The organism is Enterococcus dispar ATCC 51266, assembly GCF_000406945.1.
Classification (GTDB): domain Bacteria; phylum Bacillota; class Bacilli; order Lactobacillales; family Enterococcaceae; genus Enterococcus_C; species Enterococcus_C dispar.
Map to the genome: position 1 here is coordinate 2,523,158 of NZ_KE136354.1, position 22,615 is coordinate 2,545,772.

Annotated in this window: 37 protein-coding genes; 35 read left to right on the forward strand and 2 right to left on the reverse strand. The window is 39.8% G+C overall.

Annotated features, from left to right (window positions below):
- Nucleotides 1-312 precede the first annotated feature (312 nt).
- Both RK01_RS11820 and RK01_RS11825 read right to left on the reverse strand, forming a co-directional pair.
- Nucleotides 313-1,035, reverse strand: a complete 723-nt coding sequence (locus tag RK01_RS11820; protein WP_016173511.1) for a nitroreductase family protein — start codon at nucleotides 1,033-1,035, stop codon at nucleotides 313-315.
- A gap of 37 nt (nucleotides 1,036-1,072) precedes the next feature.
- Complete coding sequence (locus tag RK01_RS11825) at nucleotides 1,073-2,500, reverse strand: aminotransferase-like domain-containing protein (protein WP_016173512.1); 1,428 nt, start codon at nucleotides 2,498-2,500, stop codon at nucleotides 1,073-1,075.
- Nucleotides 2,501-2,700: 200 nt separating this feature from the next.
- Here RK01_RS11825 and thiD point away from each other — a divergent pair, with 200 nt between their 5' ends.
- The 35 genes from thiD to rplQ all read left to right on the forward strand — a co-directional run bounded on the left by thiD (nucleotide 2,701) and on the right by rplQ (nucleotide 22,502).
- On the forward strand, nucleotides 2,701-3,525 hold the full coding sequence (thiD, locus tag RK01_RS11830; protein ID WP_016173513.1) for a bifunctional hydroxymethylpyrimidine kinase/phosphomethylpyrimidine kinase: 825 nt from the start codon (nucleotides 2,701-2,703) through the stop codon (nucleotides 3,523-3,525).
- Nucleotides 3,522-4,070, forward strand: a complete 549-nt coding sequence (locus tag RK01_RS11835) for an ECF transporter S component (protein ID WP_016173514.1) — start codon at nucleotides 3,522-3,524, stop codon at nucleotides 4,068-4,070. Before thiD ends, RK01_RS11835 begins: the two co-directional genes overlap by 4 nt.
- A gap of 365 nt (nucleotides 4,071-4,435) precedes the next feature.
- Complete coding sequence (locus RK01_RS11840) at nucleotides 4,436-5,494, forward strand: phosphate/phosphite/phosphonate ABC transporter substrate-binding protein (protein WP_016173515.1); 1,059 nt, start codon at nucleotides 4,436-4,438, stop codon at nucleotides 5,492-5,494.
- 240 nt (nucleotides 5,495-5,734) lie between these two features.
- Nucleotides 5,735-6,487, forward strand: a complete 753-nt coding sequence (gene phnC, locus RK01_RS11845; protein ID WP_016173516.1) for a phosphonate ABC transporter ATP-binding protein — start codon at nucleotides 5,735-5,737, stop codon at nucleotides 6,485-6,487.
- Nucleotides 6,488-6,496: 9 nt separating this feature from the next.
- Nucleotides 6,497-7,297: a phosphonate ABC transporter, permease protein PhnE gene (gene phnE, locus RK01_RS11850; protein WP_016173517.1), complete on the forward strand. Its 801-nt coding sequence runs from the start codon at nucleotides 6,497-6,499 to the stop codon at nucleotides 7,295-7,297.
- A 9-nt stretch (nucleotides 7,298-7,306) separates the two neighbouring features.
- A complete protein-coding gene (gene phnE, locus RK01_RS11855) occupies nucleotides 7,307-8,116 on the forward strand; it encodes a phosphonate ABC transporter, permease protein PhnE (RefSeq protein ID WP_016173518.1) in 810 nt (269 codons plus the stop codon).
- A gap of 349 nt (nucleotides 8,117-8,465) precedes the next feature.
- Complete coding sequence (rpsJ, locus tag RK01_RS11860; RefSeq protein ID WP_002290443.1) at nucleotides 8,466-8,774, forward strand: 30S ribosomal protein S10; 309 nt, start codon at nucleotides 8,466-8,468, stop codon at nucleotides 8,772-8,774.
- A gap of 28 nt (nucleotides 8,775-8,802) precedes the next feature.
- Nucleotides 8,803-9,432, forward strand: coding sequence for a 50S ribosomal protein L3 (gene rplC / locus RK01_RS11865; RefSeq protein WP_016173519.1), 630 nt, complete (start codon nucleotides 8,803-8,805; stop codon nucleotides 9,430-9,432).
- A gap of 28 nt (nucleotides 9,433-9,460) precedes the next feature.
- Nucleotides 9,461-10,084, forward strand: coding sequence for a 50S ribosomal protein L4 (gene rplD, locus RK01_RS11870; protein ID WP_016173520.1), 624 nt, complete (start codon nucleotides 9,461-9,463; stop codon nucleotides 10,082-10,084).
- Entirely contained in the window at nucleotides 10,084-10,374 is a 291-nt protein-coding gene (locus RK01_RS11875) for a 50S ribosomal protein L23 (protein ID WP_016173521.1), read from the forward strand. The genes rplD and RK01_RS11875 overlap by 1 nt, the downstream gene beginning before the upstream one ends.
- Nucleotides 10,375-10,411: 37 nt before the next feature.
- Nucleotides 10,412-11,245: a 50S ribosomal protein L2 gene (gene rplB, locus RK01_RS11880; RefSeq protein ID WP_016173522.1), complete on the forward strand. Its 834-nt coding sequence runs from the start codon at nucleotides 10,412-10,414 to the stop codon at nucleotides 11,243-11,245.
- Between the two features lie 42 nt (nucleotides 11,246-11,287).
- Entirely contained in the window at nucleotides 11,288-11,566 is a 279-nt protein-coding gene (gene rpsS, locus RK01_RS11885) for a 30S ribosomal protein S19 (protein ID WP_016173523.1), read from the forward strand.
- A 22-nt stretch (nucleotides 11,567-11,588) separates the two neighbouring features.
- Complete coding sequence (gene rplV, locus RK01_RS11890) at nucleotides 11,589-11,936, forward strand: 50S ribosomal protein L22 (protein ID WP_016173524.1); 348 nt, start codon at nucleotides 11,589-11,591, stop codon at nucleotides 11,934-11,936.
- Between the two features lie 13 nt (nucleotides 11,937-11,949).
- Nucleotides 11,950-12,615, forward strand: a complete 666-nt coding sequence (gene rpsC, locus RK01_RS11895) for a 30S ribosomal protein S3 (protein ID WP_016173525.1) — start codon at nucleotides 11,950-11,952, stop codon at nucleotides 12,613-12,615.
- Between the two features lie 2 nt (nucleotides 12,616-12,617).
- Nucleotides 12,618-13,052 (forward strand): 50S ribosomal protein L16, encoded by a 435-nt coding sequence (rplP, locus tag RK01_RS11900; protein ID WP_016173526.1) that lies wholly within the window; start codon nucleotides 12,618-12,620, stop codon nucleotides 13,050-13,052.
- Complete coding sequence (gene rpmC, locus RK01_RS11905) at nucleotides 13,042-13,230, forward strand: 50S ribosomal protein L29 (RefSeq protein WP_002288664.1); 189 nt, start codon at nucleotides 13,042-13,044, stop codon at nucleotides 13,228-13,230. Before rplP ends, rpmC begins: the two co-directional genes overlap by 11 nt.
- Nucleotides 13,231-13,254: 24 nt before the next feature.
- Nucleotides 13,255-13,518: a 30S ribosomal protein S17 gene (gene rpsQ / locus RK01_RS11910; protein WP_016173527.1), complete on the forward strand. Its 264-nt coding sequence runs from the start codon at nucleotides 13,255-13,257 to the stop codon at nucleotides 13,516-13,518.
- 51 nt (nucleotides 13,519-13,569) lie between these two features.
- A complete protein-coding gene (gene rplN / locus RK01_RS11915) occupies nucleotides 13,570-13,938 on the forward strand; it encodes a 50S ribosomal protein L14 (protein ID WP_016173528.1) in 369 nt (122 codons plus the stop codon).
- A gap of 34 nt (nucleotides 13,939-13,972) precedes the next feature.
- A complete protein-coding gene (gene rplX, locus RK01_RS11920) occupies nucleotides 13,973-14,284 on the forward strand; it encodes a 50S ribosomal protein L24 (RefSeq protein ID WP_016173529.1) in 312 nt (103 codons plus the stop codon).
- A 23-nt stretch (nucleotides 14,285-14,307) separates the two neighbouring features.
- Entirely contained in the window at nucleotides 14,308-14,847 is a 540-nt protein-coding gene (rplE, locus tag RK01_RS11925; protein WP_016173530.1) for a 50S ribosomal protein L5, read from the forward strand.
- An 18-nt stretch (nucleotides 14,848-14,865) separates the two neighbouring features.
- Nucleotides 14,866-15,051 (forward strand): type Z 30S ribosomal protein S14, encoded by a 186-nt coding sequence (locus RK01_RS11930; RefSeq protein ID WP_016173531.1) that lies wholly within the window; start codon nucleotides 14,866-14,868, stop codon nucleotides 15,049-15,051.
- Between the two features lie 33 nt (nucleotides 15,052-15,084).
- On the forward strand, nucleotides 15,085-15,483 hold the full coding sequence (rpsH, locus tag RK01_RS11935; protein ID WP_016173532.1) for a 30S ribosomal protein S8: 399 nt from the start codon (nucleotides 15,085-15,087) through the stop codon (nucleotides 15,481-15,483).
- A 29-nt stretch (nucleotides 15,484-15,512) separates the two neighbouring features.
- Nucleotides 15,513-16,049 carry a 50S ribosomal protein L6 gene (gene rplF / locus RK01_RS11940; protein ID WP_016173533.1) on the forward strand — a complete coding sequence of 179 codons (537 nt, stop codon included), beginning with the start codon at nucleotides 15,513-15,515 and terminating at the stop codon, nucleotides 16,047-16,049.
- Between the two features lie 111 nt (nucleotides 16,050-16,160).
- Nucleotides 16,161-16,517 carry a 50S ribosomal protein L18 gene (rplR, locus tag RK01_RS11945; RefSeq protein ID WP_016173534.1) on the forward strand — a complete coding sequence of 119 codons (357 nt, stop codon included), beginning with the start codon at nucleotides 16,161-16,163 and terminating at the stop codon, nucleotides 16,515-16,517.
- A 20-nt stretch (nucleotides 16,518-16,537) separates the two neighbouring features.
- Nucleotides 16,538-17,038 carry a 30S ribosomal protein S5 gene (gene rpsE, locus RK01_RS11950; RefSeq protein ID WP_016173535.1) on the forward strand — a complete coding sequence of 167 codons (501 nt, stop codon included), beginning with the start codon at nucleotides 16,538-16,540 and terminating at the stop codon, nucleotides 17,036-17,038.
- 14 nt (nucleotides 17,039-17,052) lie between these two features.
- Nucleotides 17,053-17,232, forward strand: coding sequence for a 50S ribosomal protein L30 (gene rpmD / locus RK01_RS11955; RefSeq protein ID WP_016173536.1), 180 nt, complete (start codon nucleotides 17,053-17,055; stop codon nucleotides 17,230-17,232).
- A 38-nt stretch (nucleotides 17,233-17,270) separates the two neighbouring features.
- Entirely contained in the window at nucleotides 17,271-17,711 is a 441-nt protein-coding gene (rplO, locus tag RK01_RS11960; protein ID WP_016173537.1) for a 50S ribosomal protein L15, read from the forward strand.
- On the forward strand, nucleotides 17,711-19,006 hold the full coding sequence (secY, locus tag RK01_RS11965) for a preprotein translocase subunit SecY (protein WP_016173538.1): 1,296 nt from the start codon (nucleotides 17,711-17,713) through the stop codon (nucleotides 19,004-19,006). The genes rplO and secY overlap by 1 nt, the downstream gene beginning before the upstream one ends.
- 65 nt (nucleotides 19,007-19,071) lie before the next feature.
- Entirely contained in the window at nucleotides 19,072-19,716 is a 645-nt protein-coding gene (locus tag RK01_RS11970) for an adenylate kinase (protein WP_016173539.1), read from the forward strand.
- A gap of 183 nt (nucleotides 19,717-19,899) precedes the next feature.
- On the forward strand, nucleotides 19,900-20,118 hold the full coding sequence (gene infA, locus RK01_RS11975; protein ID WP_010754744.1) for a translation initiation factor IF-1: 219 nt from the start codon (nucleotides 19,900-19,902) through the stop codon (nucleotides 20,116-20,118).
- 32 nt (nucleotides 20,119-20,150) lie between these two features.
- A complete protein-coding gene (gene rpmJ, locus RK01_RS11980; protein ID WP_002288710.1) occupies nucleotides 20,151-20,267 on the forward strand; it encodes a 50S ribosomal protein L36 in 117 nt (38 codons plus the stop codon).
- 18 nt (nucleotides 20,268-20,285) lie between these two features.
- A complete protein-coding gene (rpsM, locus tag RK01_RS11985) occupies nucleotides 20,286-20,651 on the forward strand; it encodes a 30S ribosomal protein S13 (RefSeq protein WP_016173540.1) in 366 nt (121 codons plus the stop codon).
- A gap of 27 nt (nucleotides 20,652-20,678) precedes the next feature.
- Nucleotides 20,679-21,068 (forward strand): 30S ribosomal protein S11, encoded by a 390-nt coding sequence (gene rpsK, locus RK01_RS11990; protein WP_016173541.1) that lies wholly within the window; start codon nucleotides 20,679-20,681, stop codon nucleotides 21,066-21,068.
- An 82-nt stretch (nucleotides 21,069-21,150) separates the two neighbouring features.
- Nucleotides 21,151-22,089, forward strand: a complete 939-nt coding sequence (locus RK01_RS11995) for a DNA-directed RNA polymerase subunit alpha (RefSeq protein WP_016173542.1) — start codon at nucleotides 21,151-21,153, stop codon at nucleotides 22,087-22,089.
- 32 nt (nucleotides 22,090-22,121) lie between these two features.
- Complete coding sequence (gene rplQ, locus RK01_RS12000) at nucleotides 22,122-22,502, forward strand: 50S ribosomal protein L17 (RefSeq protein ID WP_016173543.1); 381 nt, start codon at nucleotides 22,122-22,124, stop codon at nucleotides 22,500-22,502.
- Nucleotides 22,503-22,615: the final 113 nt, after the last annotated feature.

Here is a 22,615-nt window from a genome sequence, read left to right on the forward strand (position 1 = left end):
AAAATCTTCGGATTTTGCTTCTTTTTTTTATGAGTAAAAAAGGATGATATACGAAGATTTTTAGGTTCCAGCTTCTTGAAGGAACCCTTAGCAACATGAAGTCAAAATCATAAGAAATCTGAGAAACAATTTCGTATGCTTCTTTCTTAATGCAAAAGAGTTGACCGCGTTCGTTAAGCTTTTCATAGTTATGTATAAAAAAACTCCTACAGTTCGTACTAAAAGGTTGCTGGCAACTAAAGTAAGAACGGTAAGAGTTTTTTTATTTAATGTCGTGTAACAGCAGCGAGAAAGAGGATTCATGGTAATTTATTAAAGAAGTTTTTGTTTTTTTAAGTAGCCATTTAAACTCGTATGGCCTGAAGCCTGATAATAGTCAGCAAATTTTTTAGTCCAAAGTTTCGTTTCTCTGGCTTCCCCAAATTTTTTCATAGTTTGGTCGTAGTCAGTGATTAGTTGGTAATTATATTCGTGATAAGTATCATAATGAACTACTGCTTGTTCTGGTAAACGGGGTTTAATCTGCATTTCAACAGCGGGTTTGCCGATGCTAAGTCCTGCCAATGGAAAAACATAATCCGGTAAATTAAAAAGTTCGCTAACCGCTGTAATCTGATTGCGTACACTCCCTACGATCACGCTACCTAATCCCAAAGCTTCAACTGCGATCACAGCATTTTGTAAAGCTAAACTAGCATCAGTAGTAGCAATAATTAATGGATTCAAACTGTCGTTGATATGATAGTCAACTTGTTCTTTGGTTGCGACAATTTGGGTTCGCTTTAAATCAGCGACAAAAAGTAAAAAGACAGAGCTGTGAAGCATATGCGGATTATTTGGGTTTATTGCGACTAGCTTTTCACGCAATGTTTTGTCTTTGACAACGATAATGGAATAGGCTTGACCGTTCATCCAAGAAGGCGCTTGTCTGCTGGCATCTAAAATTGTTTGCAATTCTTCTTTTGTAAGTTCGTAACTTTCATCAAAATCCCGATAAGTACGGTGATTCTGCAATAGCGCAATTACTTCGTTCATTTTCTTCCTCCTGAAATTTATTGGTGGTATATCACATTCACGCTTCTGCTCGCTTTAAAAGCAAAAGCGTAATTTCCTCGATTTTTTTGGCTAAGGCTGTTGCGCTTGTAGGTGTCAAACTGGTGTAATTGATTCTCATAGACATTGTATCATTGCTAAAGAGAAAGGAGGGGGCTACCAATAAATTTTCTGGGAAAAAAAGTTGCCAATCTTTCCGACTTAAATTTTGGTGTTGCCAAGTAAACCAGTAGTAAAGCCCGCCTTTAATTTCAGTAAAATACCAATCTTTTTGAAAAGGTGCAAAAGTTTCACACAATAAATGACTGCGTTTTTTGAGTGTATTCAGTAATTGCGTATGTTCCAGATCATAGTTGGCGTTGTTTAAAGCAAAATTCGCTAATATTTGCGTAAATAAATTTGTTTCGCTATCCAATAGTTTTTTTGTATTTGCTAAGGAACGAATCAGATTTGTTGGTGCTAACAACCAGCCGATTTTAATGTTTGAACCAAAAATTTTAGATAAAGAGCCCAAATAAAGCACTTGTTCTGGAGCTATTTCTTTAAGTTTAGGGATAGGAGCGGTGAAAGCTAACTCTCCAAAGACGTCGTCTTCGATAATGGGAACGTAATATTTGCGACAGATTTCAATAATTTTTAAGCGCCGCTCATAAGATAGACAGCGACTCGTCGGATTTTGGAAAGTGGGATTTAAATACAAAATTTTAACTTTTTTAGTCAAAATTTGTTTTTCTAATTCGCTCGGCATTATTCCTTCTTGATCAGTCGGGATCCCTTCTAGTCTCAAACCTAAAGATTGGAATAAGGGCAGTGCAAATAAAAAAGAAGGATCTTCAGTGGCAATAACATCTCCAGGCTGTAAGAGTGTTTGCAAAATTAATGAAATCCCTTGGGTCGAGCCGGCAGTAATTAACAAGTCTTGATTTGCTAAAGGAAGCTGAAAGTTTTGTTCTAATTTTTTGATAATCGTATTTTTTAAAGGAATATAGCCAGTATCTGTCAGGTTTTTTTCTTCCTTTATAATAGTATCCCAAGATAAAGCAGGAAATTGAAAATCGGGAATTAAGTCCGGGGGTAAATCACCGCTAGCAAGGTCAATTGTATCAAAACTTTTTCGCAGTCTATTTTGTTCTTTGAGATAAGGATCTTGTTGCTGGCTGCGAGTAGCCAGCAAATGTTGCCATTGGAATTGTGGCGCTTGGCGAGATCCCCAGCGCCCTTTTGCAACCTCGGTTCCGCTTCCTTGTTTACGAATCAACCAGCCCAAACTCGTAAGCTCTTCTAATGCGTGATTAACAGTCGAACGATTCACCTGATAAAATTCAGCCATTTTGCGTTCAGGCATTAGGCGATCTCCAGGAGCGAGCTTGCCAGATTCGATATCTGCAATAATGACTTCCATCAATTGCTGAAATAAGGGTGTTTTGCTTTTACGATTTAAAGCCATAGCTTCTCCTTTTACTTGGGTAGGATTTTTGTGACAATTCCTCACTAAAAATGTAGATTTAGAGGGTATAGTATCAAACAGAAAGTAATTGGTTGGTTTCAAAATAAACCAATTGGTCGTTTTCGTCAAGATAGGGAAGTTTTATACTTGAAACTAGTTTACAGCATTTATTGTTTTAGAAGTTAAAAAGGAGTGTTTAAATGAAAAAAGTGTTAACTATTGCGGGGTCTGATTCTACCGGTGGTGCCGGACTTGAAGCGGATTTAAAAACTTTTGAAGAATACGGCGTTTTTGGTTTTGCGAGTATCACGTCGATTGTGACGATGGATCCAACTACAGGCTGGTCCCACGAAGTTACCGAACTGCCCACGGAGCTACTAGTCAAACAGTTGGTTTCAGCTTTTGCGGGACAATCAATGGCGGCGTTAAAGACCGGAATGATGGGCAATGAAGCAAATATTTTAGCCGTAGTTGATTTCTTAGCAGATAAAAAGCTGGAGAACATCATTGTTGATCCAGTAATTGCCTGTAAAGGAACAGCACAAATTTTACAACCCAAAGTCGTAGCTGCGCTGAAAAAATATTTATTACCCCTTGCTACTATCACTACCCCCAATTTAGTAGAAGCGGGAATTTTATCTGAACTCGGAGATTTAACGAGTGTGGCGGATATGCAAAAAGCTGCTCGCGCGATTTATAATCAAGGGGCAAAAAATGTAATTGTCAAAGGCGGTCATCGTTTGCAGATGAACAAAGCAATTGATGTATTTTATGACGGGACGGAATTTATTACATTGGAAAATGAATTATACCCCACAGATTTTAACCATGGTGCCGGATGTACTTTTGCTGCTGCTGTAACAGCAGGCGTTGCCAAAGGCGCCCCGGTTAAACGCGCAGTAGTGATGGCCAAACAATTTGTGGCCGCAGCCATCAAAGAAGGGGTAGAAATTAATCCTTATGTCGGGCACGTTTGGCATGGTGCGTATAATCAAGCGGAAAAAAGAATGGCGGTGACACAATGAAAAAAGATTCTTCTATTCAAGCAATAGTATTGGTGGCGCTTTTTACTGCGTTGACAGTTATTGGTACGATGATTAAAATTCCGTTACCCACAGGTGCGTTCGTTCACCTGGGCAATGCGGTTTTGTTGTTGGCTGTTTTGCTATTAGGTTATTTTAAAGGCTCTCTTGCTGGAGGCATGGGCTTTTTTATCTTCGATATGTTAAACGGCTATGCGACAGAAGCACCTTATTTTATTTTAGAGAGTTTTATTGTCGGTGCTGCGGCCTATGGTGCCCTGTTGCTCTTTAAGAAAAAACCAACTGCGATTTGGCAGGTAATTGTAATTGGGTTTGTAACGGGAATTGCCAAAATTGTGATGACACAAATAAAAAATATGGTCATGTTACGAATTGCAGGAGCGGATTTTCAAGCGGCATTTGGTGGTGCGCTTGCAAAATTACCTGCCACTGTCATTAATATTACATTGACGATTTTTATTGTGGCGTTGGTATACTTTCCCTTGAAAAAAGCACTCGATACCACCATGAGGCGTTCTTTTGTTTAGAAATAGTAAAAGCTGGATAGTAAAATAATTTAGTTTTAGTTGTGAAATGTTTGAAAACCAACTTTGCTGTTTGGTTTTTTTGCTGGAGGAAGGAATGTTCGGTTTTAGCTGAACTTTTTTTGACTATCTAACAAAATTCTTTTGGGAAAAAGAAGAAAAAAGTGTTTTTTCGTCAATTCAGTAGAAGGTTCTGATTGTTAGTGAAGAATAAAAGCTAACCACAGCTTTTCAAGTATTATTTACCTAAAAACTAGATAAATTCCCTGCCTTTTTTAGAAATATTCGTCTTTTCAAGGGGTACAAATTATGTTATTATTTGTTCGCAGTGAAATCTGTGCTGTAGTTATTCATTATGGGAGGATATTATGTTTAAAAAAGTTTTGAAAGTGGGTTTGGCAAGTGCGGCCGCAATGCTTTTACTAGCTGGCTGTGGTAGTTCTTCATCAAATGATAGCAAAGGTGAAAAAGATGCCGACGGTAACATTAAGTTGGAAAAATTAACGATTGGTTTTGTGCCATCACGGGATGCAGACGAAATCGTAACAGCTACTGAACCTTTGAAAAATCTTTTGAAAGACCAAATGAAAAAAGAAGGCTATAACATCGAAAACGTGGATATCTCTGTTGGTACGAGTTATGAAGCTGTTGGTGAATCTTTGTCTTCTGGTACTCTTGATGTTGGTTTCATTCCTGGTGGGACATATGTCTTATATGAAGATGGAACGGATGTATTATTAACTGCAACACGGAAAGGTTTATCAATTGATTCAGACGATGCCAAAGTTTGGAACGATGAAAAACCTACGAAAAACACAGATGAACAAGTGGCTTATTATCGTGCTTTAATTATTGCTGGACCTTCAGCAAAAGGCCAAGCTTTAGCTAAAAAAGTGAATGCTGGCGAAAAATTAACATGGAATGACTTAAACAGCGCTTCTTGGGCAATGGCAAACTCTTCATCTTCAGCAGGTTACATTTACCCAACCTTGTGGATGAACAAAAACTATGATAAAACATTGTTAGATTTAAAAGATGCTGTCCAATCTGATTCATACGCAAGTTCATTTGCCCGTTTAGCGGCAGGTCAAATTGATGTGGTGATGGCATACGCAGATGCACGCTTAGACTACGTAGATACTTGGACAAAAGAATTTGGTCGTAAAAATGATATCTGGTCTGAAACAAACGTTATCGGCGTAACAGATCCAATTTACAACGACACAATCAGCGTCAGCAAAAATGCACCAAACATGGATGCAGACTTGAAAAAAGCTTTAAGCAAAGCCTTTATTGAAATTGGTAAAACTGAAGAAGGTAAAAAAGTAATCAGCATTTACAATCACGAAGGTTACAAAGAAGCCAAAGCTTCTGATTATGACGATGAGAAAAAAGCACAAGAACTAATCAAAAAAATCAGCGAATAATCGCAACTAGCATTTAAAATAGAAAAGCAGGGGTTGTGTTTACCAACACAATCCCTTGCTTTCTGTATGAATGCCCTGGTTCTTTACAGGATAAGCCGAAATTTTAAAAAATTTGTGAGGTAAAAGCTTTTACCTACCGCATCTTTAACGATTGGAATTAAGCTTAAAATTTCGCCTTATTGTGGGAAGGAATATTTTTCGGCAATAGTAATTAAAACTTCAGTGTGAAAGGATACAGTAATGATTAAATTTGAAGATGTGCAAAAAGTTTATCCTAACGGTACAGTTGCACTAAAAGACATTAATTTGGAAATCCAACAAGGTGAATTTGTTGCGATCATCGGCCTTTCCGGTGCGGGGAAATCAACACTTATTCGCTGTATTAACCGGATGCATGATATTAACTCAGGGACTTTGTTAGTCAATGATGTGAATGTGAGCCAATTAAAAGGCAAAGAAATTCGGGAATTTCGGAAAAATATTGGGATGATTTTCCAATCTTTTAACTTAGTTACGCGTTCTACTGTTTTAAAAAATGTTTTGGTTTCTTCTGTACCGGATCTGCCTCTATGGCGTCGTACGCTTGGGATTTTTCCGCAAGAAGATAAAATTCGCGCTTTAGAAGCATTAGATAATGTGGGGATTTTAGATAAAGCTTACACTCGGGTAGATCAACTTTCTGGCGGGCAACAACAGCGGGTAGCTTTAGCACGGACGCTAGCGCGCAAACCAGGAATTATTTTAGCCGATGAGCCGGTGGCTTCTCTTGATCCGGTAACAGCAAAATCTGTTATGGAAGACTTACGTCGAATTAATCGTGAAATGAATGTGTCGATCTTGTTAAATATACACCATGTAGAACTAGCATTGGAATACTGTGATCGCGTTATCGGGATTCGTCAAGGAGAAATCGTTTATGACGGTCCAACGGATGTCGTTGACCAAAGTATTTTGGATGAAATTTACGGCAAAAATCAACCTGTGGAAGCGTAGGTGGTCAGCTTGTTTAAAAAGACATTAACTTTAAGTAACGGCAAGCAAGTGACGAGTAAACGGTCATTTTTGCCTATTTATATTTTCATTACTGTTGTCTTTATGTTTGTGGCAGCAGATGTAACGAACTTTTCTTTTAGCACTTTAATTTTAAGAAGTAAACAATTCTTTGTCATTATCGGCGATATGATTCCGCCCAACTGGAAATACATGGATCGTGTTTGGGGACCGTTGTTAGAAACGATTAAAATGTCTTTATTAGGTTCTATCATTGGCTCGCTTTTAGCGATACCTTTTGCAGTTTTATCTTCTATTAATATTGTCAAAAATCGTTTTGTCGCGGGTATATTCAAATTTATTTTGAGTGTCTTGCGAACGTTGCCGACATTAGTGGTAGCTTTGATTGCGACTTTCATTTTAGGGTTAGGTGCATTTGCTGGGACGATTGCCATCTTTATGTTTACGATTTCGTATGTAGGCAAAATCATGTACGAACAAATTGAAACGATTGATATGCGCACTTTTGAAGCGATGGAATCTTTTGGGTTAACCAAAATCCAAGCTTTTCGTTTTAGTGTTTTACCAGAAATTTTACCAAACTACCTCTCAACCTCCATTTTCTGTTTTGAAGGAAATGTACGCTACGCCTCTATTTTAGGGTATGTAGGGGCCGGTGGGTTAGGTTTGTTGTTAAATGAGCGTCTAGGTTGGCGCGATTACGCCAGTGTAGGTTCTATTTTATTGATGTTAATTGTAACAGTTGCAATTATTGAGATGCTAAGTGAATACTTGCGTCAGAAATTGAAGTAGGGGGACGCCATGAATACAATAGTAGAAAAACAATTGGCAAAAGAGCCCAATAAAAAAGTACAATATGCCACTATCGCTTTAATTGTAGTGGGGATGTTTATCTGGTCACTAACAGCAATTAAGATTAATAAAACCAGTACTGATGGCTCTCAAGTCGCTTTAAATATTCTAAAAGGTATTGTGACACCAGATTTAAATTTCCTATTTGATTTTTCGAATACTGGGGTTGCTTATTTACTCTTTGAAACGATTTGTATTGGCTTTTTAGGGACGATTTTAGGCTCAATCTTTTCGATTCCGATTGCCTTTTTAATGTCGCCAAGTATTATGCCAAAACCAGTTTATGTGATTACGCGCTTTTTAGTCGTAATCATTCGGACAGTGCCCGCATTAGTATATGGGTTAATGTTTGTTCGGGTAACCGGAACAGGTCCTTTTGCTGGTGTGATGACAATGTCAGTAACCTCAATTGGAATGGTTTCGCGTTTATATGTGGATGCAATTGAAACAATTGATACTGGTGTCTTAGAATCCATGTCCTCCATTGGGGCGACAACATTTGATAAAATCCGTTTTGGAATTTTACCACAATTAATCAGTAACTTTGTTTCTATTACGATTTATCGTTTTGATATGAATTTACGGGATGCAACAATTTTAGGTTTGGTGGGTGCCGGTGGTATCGGGTCACCATTAATGTTTGCAATCAATGGTTACAAGTGGAATCAAGTTGGTTCTATATTGATTGGTCTAATTGTTCTAATTTTAATTGTCGAAGTTGTTTCAAATAAAATTCGGGCAAAATTAATTAACGGCTAAAAATTAGGCAGTAACAAAAGTTTTTAGAAAAAATAGTACAATCCTAAAAGCAGTGGCAAATTTTGTCGCTGCTTTTTTAGCTACAAAAAATGAAACCCTTTACAAAGAAAAATAGACAAAAAGTGCGTGAAATCAATAAAAAATGCTTGCTATCACAGGTGAGATATACTATAATCATTAAGGTGCTGCTTACAAAAAACGTGAAAAGCACTGGTGGGATAAGGTTTTATTCTGCCGGCTACGAAACGAGAGGTTGCGACACGCCCGGACGCTTTGCCATGGACGAGCGTGACGGAAAATTTTCGTGGAGCTATGTCTACTTTTCAAAATAGGCGAAGGAGGGAAAATAATGGCAAAACAAAAAATTCGTATCCGTTTAAAAGCGTATGAACACCGTATTTTAGATCAATCAGCGGATAAAATCGTGGAAACTGCAAAAAGAACTGGAGCTTCTGTGTCAGGTCCAATTCCATTACCAACAGAACGCAGCTTGTACACAATTATTCGTGCGACTCATAAATACAAAGATTCACGCGAACAATTCGAAATGCGTACTCACAAACGTCTAATCGACATTGTGAATCCAACACCGAAGACAGTTGATGCTTTAATGAAGCTAGACTTGCCAAGCGGTGTTAACATTGAAATTAAACTATAATTAATCAAATTAAGATGGAGGTGTAATCATGACCAAAGGAATCTTAGGGAAAAAAGTGGGAATGACTCAAATCTTCACTGAATCTGGTGAGTTAGTACCTGTAACTGTTGTCGAAGCTACTCCAAACGTAGTATTACAACTTAAAACAGTGGAAAACGACGGCTATGAAGCAGTTCAAGTCGGTTACCAAGATATGCGTGAAGTTTTATCAAACAAACCTGCGCAAGGTCATGTTGCAAAAGCAAACACGGCTCCTAAGCGCTTCATTCGCGAATTCAAGGATGTTGAGCTAGAGGGCTTAGAAGTAGGATCAGAAATCAAAGTTGATATTTTCGAAGCTGGCGATATCATCGATGTAACTGGTACGACTAAAGGTAAAGGATTCCAAGGCGTAATCAAACGTCACGGCCAAAGCCGCGGACCAATGGCTCACGGTTCTCGTTATCACCGTCGTCCTGGTTCAATGGGTCCTGTAGCACCTAACCGAGTATTTAAAGGCAAACGTTTAGCAGGCCGCATGGGTGGCAACCGCGTAACAATCCAAAACTTGGAAGTTGTTCGTGTTGATGCTGAACGCAACGTAATCCTAATTAAAGGTAACGTTCCTGGCGCGAAAAAATCATTGATTACTATTAAATCTGCTGTGAAAGCTAAATAAGTAAACTTAAGGAAGGAGGAACTTAGGAATGCCGAATATTGCATTATTTAAACAAGATGGTAGCCAAAATGGCGAAATCACATTAAACGAAGAAATCTTCGGAATTGAACCAAATGAAAGTGTTGTCTACGATGCAATCATCATGCAACGCGCTTCATTACGACAAGGAACACACGCTGTGAAAAACCGTAGCGCAGTTCGAGGCGGTGGCCGTAAACCATGGCGCCAAAAAGGAACTGGTCGTGCGCGTCAAGGTTCAATCCGTTCACCACAATGGCGTGGCGGTGGCGTTGTCTTTGGACCAACTCCACGTTCATACAGCTACAAACTTCCTAAAAAAGTTCGTCGCTTAGCAATGAAATCTGTTTTATCAGAAAAAGTTGCTGAAAATAAATTGGTTGCAGTTGATGCATTAAGCTTTGACGCACCAAAAACAAAAGAATTCAAACAGGTTTTAGCAAACTTGTCAGTTGATTCTAAAGTATTAGTTGTACTTGAAGCAGACAACGACTTTGCTGCTTTATCAGCTCGTAACTTACCAAACGTATCTGTTGTTACTTCTAACAACGTATCTGTATTGGATGTAGTTTCAAGCGATAAAATGTTAGCAACTCAAGCTGCTCTGACTCAAATTGAGGAGGTGCTTGCATAATGAACTTACTAGACGTTATCAAACGCCCAGTGATCACTGAAAAATCTATGCTTGCCATGGATGATAAGAAATACACTTTCGAAGTGGACACAAAAGCGAACAAAACTTTAGTAAAACAAGCAGTTGAAGCTGCTTTTGACGGTGTTAAAGTGAAAAACGTTAATATCGTGAACGTGCGACCTAAATTCAAACGCATGGGCAAATATGCAGGATACACAAAGAAACGTCGTAAAGCGATCGTTACTTTGACTGAAGAATCAAAAGAAATTACAATTTTCGAAGCTGAATAAGCATTAAATTCTACTACTAAATAGGAGGGAAACAGGCGTGGCAATTAAAAAGTACAAACCTACCTCAAATGGTCGCCGTAATATGACAAGCTCTGACTTTGCTGAGATTACAACAAGCACTCCAGAGAAAACATTATTGGCACCATTGAAAAATAATGCCGGTCGTAATAACAACGGTCGTATCACTGTACGTCACCAAGGCGGCGGTCACAAGCGTCAATACCGCGTAATCGACTTCAAACGTAACAAAGATAACGTTGTTGCTACAGTTAAAACAATCGAGTATGATCCAAACCGTTCTGCTAACATCGCGTTAGTACATTATACAGACGGTGTTAAAGCTTACATCTTAGCTCCAAAAGGCTTACAAGTAGGCATGACAGTGGTTTCTGGTCCAGAAGCTGATATTAAAATCGGAAATACATTACCACTTGCAAATATTCCAGTTGGTACTGTTATCCACAACATCGAAATGAAACCAGGTAAAGGCGGACAATTAATCCGTTCAGCTGGTACAAGCGCTCAAGTATTAGGTAAAGAAGGCAAATATGTCTTAATTCGCTTAAACTCAGGTGAAGTACGTATGATCTTGGCAACTTGCCGTGCAACAATTGGTTCTGTTGGTAATGAACAACATGAATTGATTAACATTGGTAAAGCCGGTCGTTCTCGTTGGATGCGCAAACGTCCTACAGTTCGTGGTAGCGTAATGAACCCTAACGATCATCCACACGGTGGTGGTGAAGGTAAAGCTCCAATCGGTCGTAAAGCTCCAGTATCACCTTGGGGTCAACCTGCATTGGGTTACAAAACTCGTAATAAAAAAGCTGCTTCAGACAAACTTATCGTACGTCGTCGCAAAGCTAAATAAGGTTTTTGACCATGTGGTCTACATTTTGGAAGGAGGTTCACCATGGGTCGTAGTTTAAAGAAGGGACCTTTCGTCGATGAACACTTGATGAAAAAGGTCGAAGCACAACAAGGTGCCGAAAAGAAAAAAGTCATCAAAACTTGGTCACGTCGTTCAACAATTTTTCCGAACTTTATCGGATATACTATTGCTGTCTATGACGGACGCAAGCATGTCCCAGTTTACATTCAAGAAGACATGGTAGGACATAAATTAGGTGAATTTGCACCAACCAGAACTTATCGTGGGCATGCCGCTGACGATAAGAAAACAAGACGTTAATATTTGAGGGGAGGATATCATCATGGCAGAACAAATTACAAAAGCTAAAGCAACTGCGAAAACAATTCGCGTATCTCCTCGCAAGTCTCGTCTAGTGATCGATTTAGTTAGAGGTAAAAGCGTTGCTGAAGCAATTGCAATCTTAAAGTTCACACCAAATAAAGCTGCCGGAATCATCGAAAAAGTTTTGATGTCAGCAGTTGCGAATGCAGAAAACAACTTTGACTTAGATGTTGAAAACTTAGTTGTTTCCGAAGCCTTTGTTAACGAAGGACCAACAATGAAACGTTTCCGTCCACGGGCTAAAGGTTCAGCTTCACCAATCAACAAACGTACAAGTCATATCACTGTAGTCGTATCAGAAAAATAAGGAGGGATAATCAGTGGGTCAAAAAGTACATCCAATTGGAATGCGTGTAGGCATCATCCGCGACTGGGATGCAAAATGGTATGCTGAAAAAGAGTATGCTGACTTCTTACACGAAGATTTGAAAATCCGTAAGTTTATCGCGACTAGATTAGCTGACGCTGCAGTTTCTACTGTTGAAATCGAACGTGCTGCTAACCGCGTGAACGTTTCTATCCACACTGCTAAACCAGGTATGGTTATTGGTAAAGGTGGTTCAGAAGTTGAAAACTTACGTAAACAATTAAACAGCTTAACTGGCAAACGTATCCACATCAATATCGTGGAAATCAAAAAACCAGATTTAGATGCAAAATTAGTTGGTGAAGGAATTGCTCGCCAATTAGAAAACCGAGTTGCGTTCCGTCGTGCTCAAAAACAAGCAATCCAACGCACAATGCGCTCTGGTGCTAAAGGAATCAAAACAATGGTATCTGGCCGTTTAAATGGTGCTGATATCGCTCGTAGCGAAGGCTACTCAGAAGGTACTGTTCCACTTCATACATTGCGTGCCGATATCGACTACGCTTGGGAAGAAGCAAACACTACCTACGGAAAATTAGGAGTTAAAGTGTGGATCTATCGTGGCGAAATCTTGCCAACGAAAAAGAACGCTCAAAACACTGAGAAAGGAGGGAAATAAACATGTTAGTACCTAAACGTGTAAAACACCGTCGTGAATTCCGCGGTAAAATGCGTGGCGAAGCAAAAGGTGGCAAAGAAGTATCTTTTGGTGAATACGGCTTACAAGCTTTAGAATCTCACTGGATTACTAACCGTCAAATCGAAGCAGCCCGTATTGCAATGACTCGTTATATGAAACGTGGCGGGAAAGTGTGGATCAAAATTTTCCCTCATAAATCATATACAGCAAAAGCTATCGGGGTCCGGATGGGTTCTGGTAAAGGGGCACCTGAAGGCTGGGTATCACCAGTTAAACGTGGTAAAATCATGTTTGAAATCGCCGGTGTACCTGAAGAAGTTGCTCGTGAAGCATTACGTCTTGCTTCTCACAAATTACCAGTGAAAACTAAGATCGTAAAACGTGAGGAAATGGGTGGTGAATCGAATGAAGGTTAAAGAAATCAGAGAATTAACCACTGCCGAAATGCTTGATCAGGAAAAACAATTGAAAGAAGAATTGTTCAACTTGCGTTTCCAATTAGCAACCGGTCAATTAGAAAACACTGCACGTATCAAAGAAGTACGTAAATCGATTGCACGCATCAAAACTGTGTTGCGTGAACAAGCGAAGTAATTGTGGAAGGAGGCCATTAGCGGTATGACTGAAAGAAATCAACGTAAAGTTTACCAAGGTCGCGTGGTATCTGACAAAATGGATAAAACCATTACTGTTGTTGTCGAAACAAAGAAAAACCACCCTATCTACGGTAAACGCATGAACTACTCTAAGAAATACAAAGCGCACGATGAAAACAACGAAGCTAAAGTTGGCGATATCGTGAAAATTATGGAAACTCGTCCATTATCTGCTACTAAACGTTTCCGTCTAGTAGAAATCGTTGAAAAAGCTGTAATTATCTAATTACACTTTGACACTAGTTAGTTAAATAAAGCGATAAAGGAGGATACAACCGTGATCCAATCAGAAAGCCGATTAAAAGTTGCTGATAACTCAGGTGCGCGTGAAATTTTGACGATCAAAGTCCTAGGTGGCTCAGGTCGTAAAACTGCGAACATCGGAGACGTGATTGTTGCTTCAGTTAAACAAGCAACGCCAGGTGGGGTTGTCAAAAAAGGCGACGTTGTCAAAGCGGTCATCGTTCGCACTAAATCAGGTGCGCGCCGTACTGACGGTTCTTATATTAAATTTGATGAAAATGCTGCGGTAATTATCCGTGACGATAAAAGCCCTCGTGGAACTCGGATCTTTGGCCCTGTTGCCCGTGAATTGCGTGAAAACAACTTCATGAAGATCGTTTCCCTAGCACCAGAAGTATTATAAGAAAACCTATTTTAAAAGGAGGTGCGAAACAGTAATGTTTATTAAAAAAGGCGACAAAGTCAAAGTTATCACCGGTAAAGACAAAAACAAAGAAGGCGTTGTTTTAGAAGCTTTCCCGAAAAAAGATAAAGTTGTAGTCGAAGGTGTTAACATCGTGAAAAAACACCAAAAACCTTCTCAAGCTGCTCCGCAAGGCGGAATCGTTGAAATGGAAGCGCCGATTCATGTATCAAACGTCATGATTATCGACCCATCAAACGGTGAAGCTACTCGGGTTGGCTACAAAGAAGTTGACGGTAAAAAAGTCCGCGTTTCCAAGAAAACCGGTGAAGTTTTAGATAAATAATTTAAGGAAGGAGGGGCAACTAAATGAACCGCCTGAAAGAAAAATACTCAAAAGAAGTAGTTCCAGCTTTAATGGAAAAATTCAATTACAATTCAGTGATGCAAGCACCAAAAGTTGAAAAGATTGTTATCAACATGGGTGTGGGTGACGCTGTTTCAAATGCGAAAAATTTAGATAAAGCAGTAGAAGAATTAACTTTAATCGCTGGTCAAAAACCATTGATTACAAAAGCTAAAAAATCTATTGCCGGCTTCCGTTTACGTGAAGGCATGCCAATCGGCGCCAAAGTTACTTTGCGCGGCGAACGCATGTATGAATTCTTAGATAAATTGGTAAGTGTTTCACTACCACGTGTCCGTGACTTCCATGGTGTAAGTAAAAAATCATTCGATGGTCGCGGTAACTACACTTTAGGTATCAAAGAACAATTAATCTTCCCTGAAGTTGATTACGATTTGGTCGACAAAGTACGCGGGATGGACATCGTTATTGTGACAACAGCCAACACTGATGAAGAATCACGTGAATTGCTGACACAATTAGGCATGCCATTCCAAAAATAATTAAAGGAGGCGAACTACGTGGCTAAAAAATCAATGATTGCTAAACAACAACGTCCTGCTAAACATTCAACACAAGCTTATACTCGTTGCGAACGTTGCGGACGTCCACATTCAGTTTATCGTAAATTTAAACTTTGCCGTATTTGCTTCCGCGAACTTGCCTATAAAGGTCAAATTCCCGGCGTGAAGAAAGCTAGCTGGTAAACAAATACTCGCATAAAGGAGGTAAAAGAACCCATGGTCATGACAGATCCAATCGCAGATTTTCTAACACGCATTCGTAACGCTAACATGGTTAAGCACGAATCTTTAGAAGTGCCTGCATCAAAAATCAAGCGTGACATCGCTGAAATCTTGAAAAAAGAAGGTTTCATCCGTGATGTTGAATATATCGAAGATGACAAACAAGGCGTGATCCGTGTCTTCCTGAAATACGGTAAAAACGGTGAACGTGTTATCACTAACTTGAAACGTATCTCTAAACCAGGTTTACGTGCTTACGTTAAAGCTGACGAAGTACCAAAAGTATTAAATGGTTTAGGTATCGCCATTATCTCGACTTCTGACGGTGTAATCACTGATAAAGAAGCGCGTCAAAAAAATGTCGGCGGCGAAGTTGTCGCATACGTATGGTAATATAATCTTTTACAAGGAGGTGTCTTTAAGTGAGTCGTATCGGTAATAAAATCGTTGAATTGCCTGCTGGCGTAGAAGTCAAGCAAGATGGCAACAACATTACAGTCAAAGGTCCTAAAGGTGAACTTACACGTACTTTTTCTTCTGACATTACTATGAATGTCGAAGGAAACGTAGTAACTTTCACTCGTCCAAATGACACAAAAGAAATGAAAACTATCCACGGAACAACTCGTGCCAACTTTAACAACATGGTCGTTGGTGTTTCTGAAGGTTTCCAAAAAGCTCTTGAACTTATCGGGGTTGGTTACCGTGCCCAATTACAAGGCAAAAAATTAATCTTAAACGTTGGTTACTCTCATCAAGTTGAGATTGAAGCGCCAGCGGGTATTGAGATTGAAGTTCCTGCGAACACACAAGTGATCGTTAAAGGAATCAATAAAGAAGTAGTAGGCGAATTAGCTGCGAACATCCGTGGCGTACGTCCACCAGAACCTTATAAAGGCAAAGGTATCCGCTATGTTGGCGAATATGTACGCCGTAAAGAAGGTAAAACTGGTAAATAATAAAGGATATAGCCGAAGCCGGTATGAAAATGACGGCTTCACATCTTCCTTTCGTGAAGATTGCTATGTACTTTTCGCGGCTTAGGCCAGCAAATTGAAGAGGTGACAATTGTGATTACAAAACCAGACAAAAACAAGACACGTCAAAAGCGTCATCGCCGTGTCCGTAACAAAATCTCTGGTACTGCTGAGTGCCCACGTTTGAACGTATTCCGTTCTAACAAAAACATCTACGCGCAAGTTATTGATGACGTAGCGGGTGTAACGCTAGCAAGTGCCTCTGCCTTGGATAAAGAAATTTCAGGTGGAAATAAAACAGAACAAGCGCAAGCCGTTGGTAAATTAGTTGCTGAACGTGCTGCTGCTAAAGGTATTAAAGAAGTAGTCTTTGACCGTGGTGGTTACCTTTACCATGGCCGTGTGCAAGCTTTAGCTGAAGCTGCTCGCGAAAATGGACTAGAATTTTAGGAAAAGGAGGAACACCATTCATGACTTACATCGATCCAAATCATTTGGAATTAGAAGACCGCGTTGTTGCGATCAACCGCGTAACAAAAGTTGTTAAAGGCGGACGCCGTTTGCGTTTTGCAGCTTTAGTTGTAGTTGGCGATAAAAACGGACACGTAGGTTTTGGTACAGGTAAAGCCCAAGAAGTACCAGAAGCTATCCGTAAAGCGATCGAAAGTGCTAAGAAAAACTTGATTGAAGTACCTATGGTGGGAACAACTATCCCTCATGAAGTTATCGGCGTCTTTGGCGGTGGCCGCATTTTAATGAAGCCAGCTGTTGAAGGTTCTGGGGTTGCTGCAGGTGGACCTGTCCGTGCCGTCTTAGAATTAGCAGGCGTGTCAGATATTACTTCTAAATCATTAGGTTCAAACACACCAATCAACGTTGTTCGTGCAACTGTTGAAGGTTTATCTCAATTAAAACGCGCTGAAGAAGTTGCTGCTTTACGTGGCAAATCAGTTGAAGAAATTATCGGATAAGGAGGACAACAATAATGGCTGAATTAAAAATTACTTTAAAACGCAGTATTATCGGACGTCCTCAAAACCAACGTGATACAGTTAAAGCGTTGGGTCTTGGTAAAGTGAATACAACTGTAGTAAAACCTGCTAATGATGCAATCAAAGGCATGGTCAATACTATTTCTCACTTAGTGGACGTTGAAGAAATTTAAGCAAACTTAGTTTAACTTGTTAAGGAGGTGCCAACCCTATGAAACTTCATGAATTACAACCTGCAGAAGGATCACGCCAAGTACGCAATCGCGTCGGTCGCGGTACTTCATCTGGTAACGGTAAAACGTCTGGTCGCGGACAAAAAGGTCAAAAAGCGCGTTCAGGTGGTGGTGTACGTTTAGGTTTTGAAGGTGGTCAAACACCATTATTCCGTCGTTTACCAAAACGTGGTTTTACTAACGTTAACCGTAAAGAATACGCAGTAATCAATTTAGATGTCTTAAATCGCTTTGAAGACGGTACTGAAGTAACACCTGTTACTCTAGTAGAAGCTGGAATCGTGAAAAACGAAAAAGCTGGAATCAAAGTTTTAGGAAACGGTGAATTGACTAAGAAATTAACTGTGAAAGCAGCTAAATTCTCAAAAACAGCCGAAGAAGCTATCACAGCTAACGGTGGGTCAATTGAGGTGATCTAATGTTTAAACTGTTGAAAGACTCTTTTAAAGTTAAAGATATTAGATCAAAGATCTTCTTTACCGTTTTTGCTTTATTCGTCTTTCGTCTAGGGGCACACATCACCGTTCCCGGTGTGGATGCCAGTCGCTTACAAAGTATTGCAGACCTGCCATTTTTAAACATGTTAAACATGGTGAGTGGTAGTGCAATGCAAAACTTCTCGGTCTTTTCAATGGGTGTGTCACCTTATATCACAGCTTCAATTGTTATTCAGTTGTTGCAAATGGATATCGTGCCTAAATTCGTTGAATGGTCCAAGCAAGGTGAGGTAGGCCGACGTAAATTAAATCAAGCTACTCGTATTTTGACATTGGTATTAGCCTTTGTTCAATCAGTCGGGATTACAGCCGGATTTAATTCTTGGACACAGCTTGGCTTTGTGGATAACCCAGATGTGATGACTTTTGTTGTGATTGGTTTAATCTTGACTGCAGGTACAATGTTTGTAACTTGGTTAGGTGAACAAATCACTGAAAAAGGAGTCGGCAATGGGGTTTCTATGATCATCTTTGCTGGTATTATCTCGCGTTTGCCTGATGCGATTAAACAATTAGTGGAAGATTACTTCATTAATATCGAATCAAGTGAAATTTGGAAATCGGCTCTCTTTATGTTAGCTTTGGTAATTGCTGTTTTAGTTATTATCACGTTGGTCACTTTTGTCCAACAAGCAGAACGTAAAATTCCGATCCAATATACAAAACGCGTAGCTGGCGCACCAACAAGCAGTTATTTACCGCTTAAAGTGAATGCTGCCGGCGTTATTCCAGTTATTTTCGCCAGTTCTTTCATTGCTACCCCGAATGCCATTTTACAAGCTTTAAGTGGCTCGTATCGTGGTGAAGGTTGGTATGATGTAATGATGCAAATCTTTAATTATAACACGGTGCCTGGTGCAACGATTTATACGTTATTGATTGTAGCATTTACGTTCTTTTACGCTTTCGTGCAAGTTAACCCTGAGAAATTAGCGGAAAACTTACAAAAGCAAGGAAGCTATATTCCATCGGTCCGACCTGGTAAAGGTACTGAAGATTATGTCTCCCGCTTATTGATGCGCTTAAGCGCAGTTGGGGCGTTGTTCTTAGGTTTAGTTGCGTTGTTACCAATCATTGCGCAAATGGTCTGGAACTTACCACAATCAATTGGTTTGGGTGGGACAAGTCTATTGATCGTAATCGGTGTTGCCTTGGAAACTGCAAAACAGTTAGAAGGTTTAATGCTGAAACGGAAATATACTGGTTTTATCAATTAGAGTGAAGGTGAAGTGTTGAGGTTTTTCCTCAACACCCCCACCATAAACTTACAGGAGGAGTTAGTATGAACCTTGTATTAATGGGATTACCTGGTGCAGGTAAAGGCACGCAAGCCGAGCGAATCGTCGATGCGTATCAAATTCCTCACATCTCAACAGGTGACATGTTTCGGGCGGCTATGGCCAACCAAACAGCTCTCGGCCTGGAAGCAAAAGCTTATATGGATAAAGGTGAATTAGTGCCTGACGAAGTTACCAATGGTATCGTAAAAGAGCGTCTAGCCGAACCAGATACTGACAAGGGTTTCTTGTTAGATGGTTTTCCTAGAACGTTAGATCAAGCAAAGGCATTGGATCAAATGCTAAAAGAACTTGGTAAAAAATTAGATGCTGTCGTTGAAATCCATGTTCCGTCAGAAATCTTAGTTGAACGTCTTGCGGGTCGCTATATGTGTCGCAATTGCGGCGCAACTTATCACAAAATCTTCAACCCAACCAAAGTTGAAGGAACCTGTGATCGTTGTGGTGGCCACGAGTTTTATCAACGAGAAGATGACAAGCCTGAAACAGTCAAGAATCGTCTAGCTGTCAACATTAAAAGCAGTGAACCGATCTTAAGTTACTATAAAGATCAAGGTTTATTGCAGTCGATTGATGGAGATCGTGATATCGATGCAGTCTTTGCCGACGTGCAAAAGATCATCGGGTAACACGCGCAAACAGCTACCGACTTGCAAAGAAACTTTCTCTTGCTAAGTGTGATATATTATGATAGAATATGTCAGTCCGCCTTTAGCGTTAATTAAAGGCAAGTTTTGAGAATCTCAGGTGGGAACGCCCAGTTTCCGCCATTTTATCGTGTAAAGCGAAACAAGTACAAGGAGGTACTGTGCGTGGCAAAAGAAGATGTTATCGAAATCGAAGGTACAGTCGTCGAAACTTTGCCGAATGCAATGTTTAAAGTGGAATTGGAAAACGGACACCAAGTGCTCGCTACGGTATCAGGTAAGATCCGTATGCACTACATCCGTATCCTGCCCGGTGATAAAGTGACGGTAGAATTATCGCCTTATGATTTATCACGCGGTCGGATCACATACCGTTTTAAATAATTGTACTCCGTAAACTTCAAGGAGGTATTATCATGAAAGTAAGACCATCAGTAAAACCAATGTGTGAACATTGTAAAGTAATTCGTCGTAAAGGACGCGTTATGGTGATTTGCCCAGCAAATCCAAAACATAAACAACGTCAAGGATAATCGGAGGTGTAACAAAATATGGCACGTATTGCAGGAGTAGATATTCCTCGTGATAAACGCGTAGTAGTTTCTTTAACTTACATCTATGGTATCGGAAACACTACTGCGAAAAAAGTGTTAGCTGAAGCTGGCGTATCTGAAGATGTTCGTGTTCGTGATTTAACGAATGAACAAACAGATGCTATTCGTGCAGCAGTTGATACATTAAAAGTTGAAGGTGATCTTCGTCGTGAAGTCAACTTAAACATCAAACGTTTGATGGAAATCGGTTCTTACCGTGGTATCCGTCATCGTCGTGGTTTGCCAGTTCGTGGTCAAAACACTAAAAATAACGCCCGCACTCGTAAAGGACCTTCTAAAACAGTTGCAGGTAAGAAAAAATAATAATCTAGTGAAGGAGGTTAAAACTTCATGGTAGCAAAAAAAGTGAATCGTAAACGCCGTGTCAAAAAGAATATTGAAACCGGTATTGCACATATCCATTCAACATTCAACAATACAATCGTAATGATCACAGATACTCATGGTAATGCTTTAGCATGGTCATCTGCTGGTGCTTTAGGTTTTAAAGGTAGCAAAAAATCTACACCTTTTGCCGCTCAAATGGCAGCTGAAACTGCTTCAAAAGCAGCAATGGAACATGGATTAAGAACAGTTGATGTAACTGTTAAAGGCCCTGGTTCTGGACGTGAAGCAGCAATTCGTTCATTACAAGCAGCAGGTCTAGAAGTGACTGCAATCCGTGACGTGACTCCAGTTCCTCATAATGGATGCCGCCCTCCAAAACGCCGTCGTGTTTAATGAGTGCTGCTCAATTTGAGTTTCTACATTTTTACGTCATTGAACAAGACACTTTTCGTTTTGAAAGGGGTAAAAGATAAGAATGATTGAATTCGAAAAACCAAGAGTTGCAAAAATTGATGAAGAAAAAGATTATGGCAAGTTCATCGTTGAGCCTCTAGAACGAGGTTATGGGACTACTTTAGGCAATTCCCTACGTCGTATTTTATTATCTTCATTGCCTGGGGCAGCGATCACAAGTATTCAAATCGATGGCGTCTTACACGAATTCTCCACCGTCAAAGGTGTGCGCGAAGATGTCGCACAAATCATTTTGAATATCAAAGGTCTTGCTCTTAAGATGTACACGCAAGAAGAAAAAACCCTTGAAATCGACATTACCGGTCCAGCGACTGTTACTGCTGGTGACATTATCGTTGACAGTGATGTAGAAATTTTAAACAAAGATATGTATATTTGTAGCGTTTCTGAAGGGGCTACTTTTCATGCCCGCTTGACTGTTCGACCTGGTCGTGGTTATGTGCAAGCTGATGAAAACAAACGGGAAGATATGCCAATTGGTGTTGTCCCAGTTGATTCAATTTACACACCTGTGAATCGTGTTAACTACCAAGTAGAAAACACACGGGTTGGCCGTCGTGACGATTTTGATAAATTGACGATGGAAATTTGGACTGATGGTTCTATCATGCCGATGGAAGCAATGAGTCTAGCTGCGAAAATCATGACTGAACATTTAGATATTTTTGTGAATCTTACTGATGAAGCCAAAAATGCTGAAATCATGATTGAAAAAGAAGAAACACAAAAAGAAAAAATGTTAGAAATGACAATCGAAGAATTAGACTTATCTGTTCGTTCATATAACTGTCTGAAACGTGCTGGAATTAATACAGTACAAGAATTAACAAATAAATCTGAACCAGAAATGATCAAAGTACGTAATTTAGGCCGTAAATCACTTGAAGAAGTGAAAGCCAAATTGCACGATCTTGGTTTAGGATTACGTAAAGACGACTAATAGTCGCAGAATCAAAAAGGAGGGAATTCCACGTGAGTTACCGCAAATTAGGACGCACATCTAGCCAACGTAAAGCGATGTTGCGTGATTTAACAACTGATTTATTGATCAACGAACGTATCGTAACGACTGAAGCTCGTGCTAAAGAAGTTCGTTCAACTGCTGAAAAAATGATCACTTTAGGTAAACGTGGCGATTTGCATGCCCGTCGTCAAGCTGCTGCCTTCGTACGTAACGAAGTAGCAAGTGTACGGGAAGAAAACGAAGAAATCGTTATTGAATCAGCTTTACAAAAGCTATTTAACGATATCGCACCTCGTTACGCAGAACGCCAAGGTGGCTACACTCGCATCTTGAAGACAGAACCAAGACGCGGCGATGCAGCACCAATGGTTATCCTAGAACTTGTTTAATATCACACTTTTCATCACTTTATCGATGTCCTTTAGAGTGTTATGATGTTGGAAGTAAATTCCGAGTCTAGCTCAGCGCCGCCCCTTAGTTTATACTAAGGGGCAGGCACTCA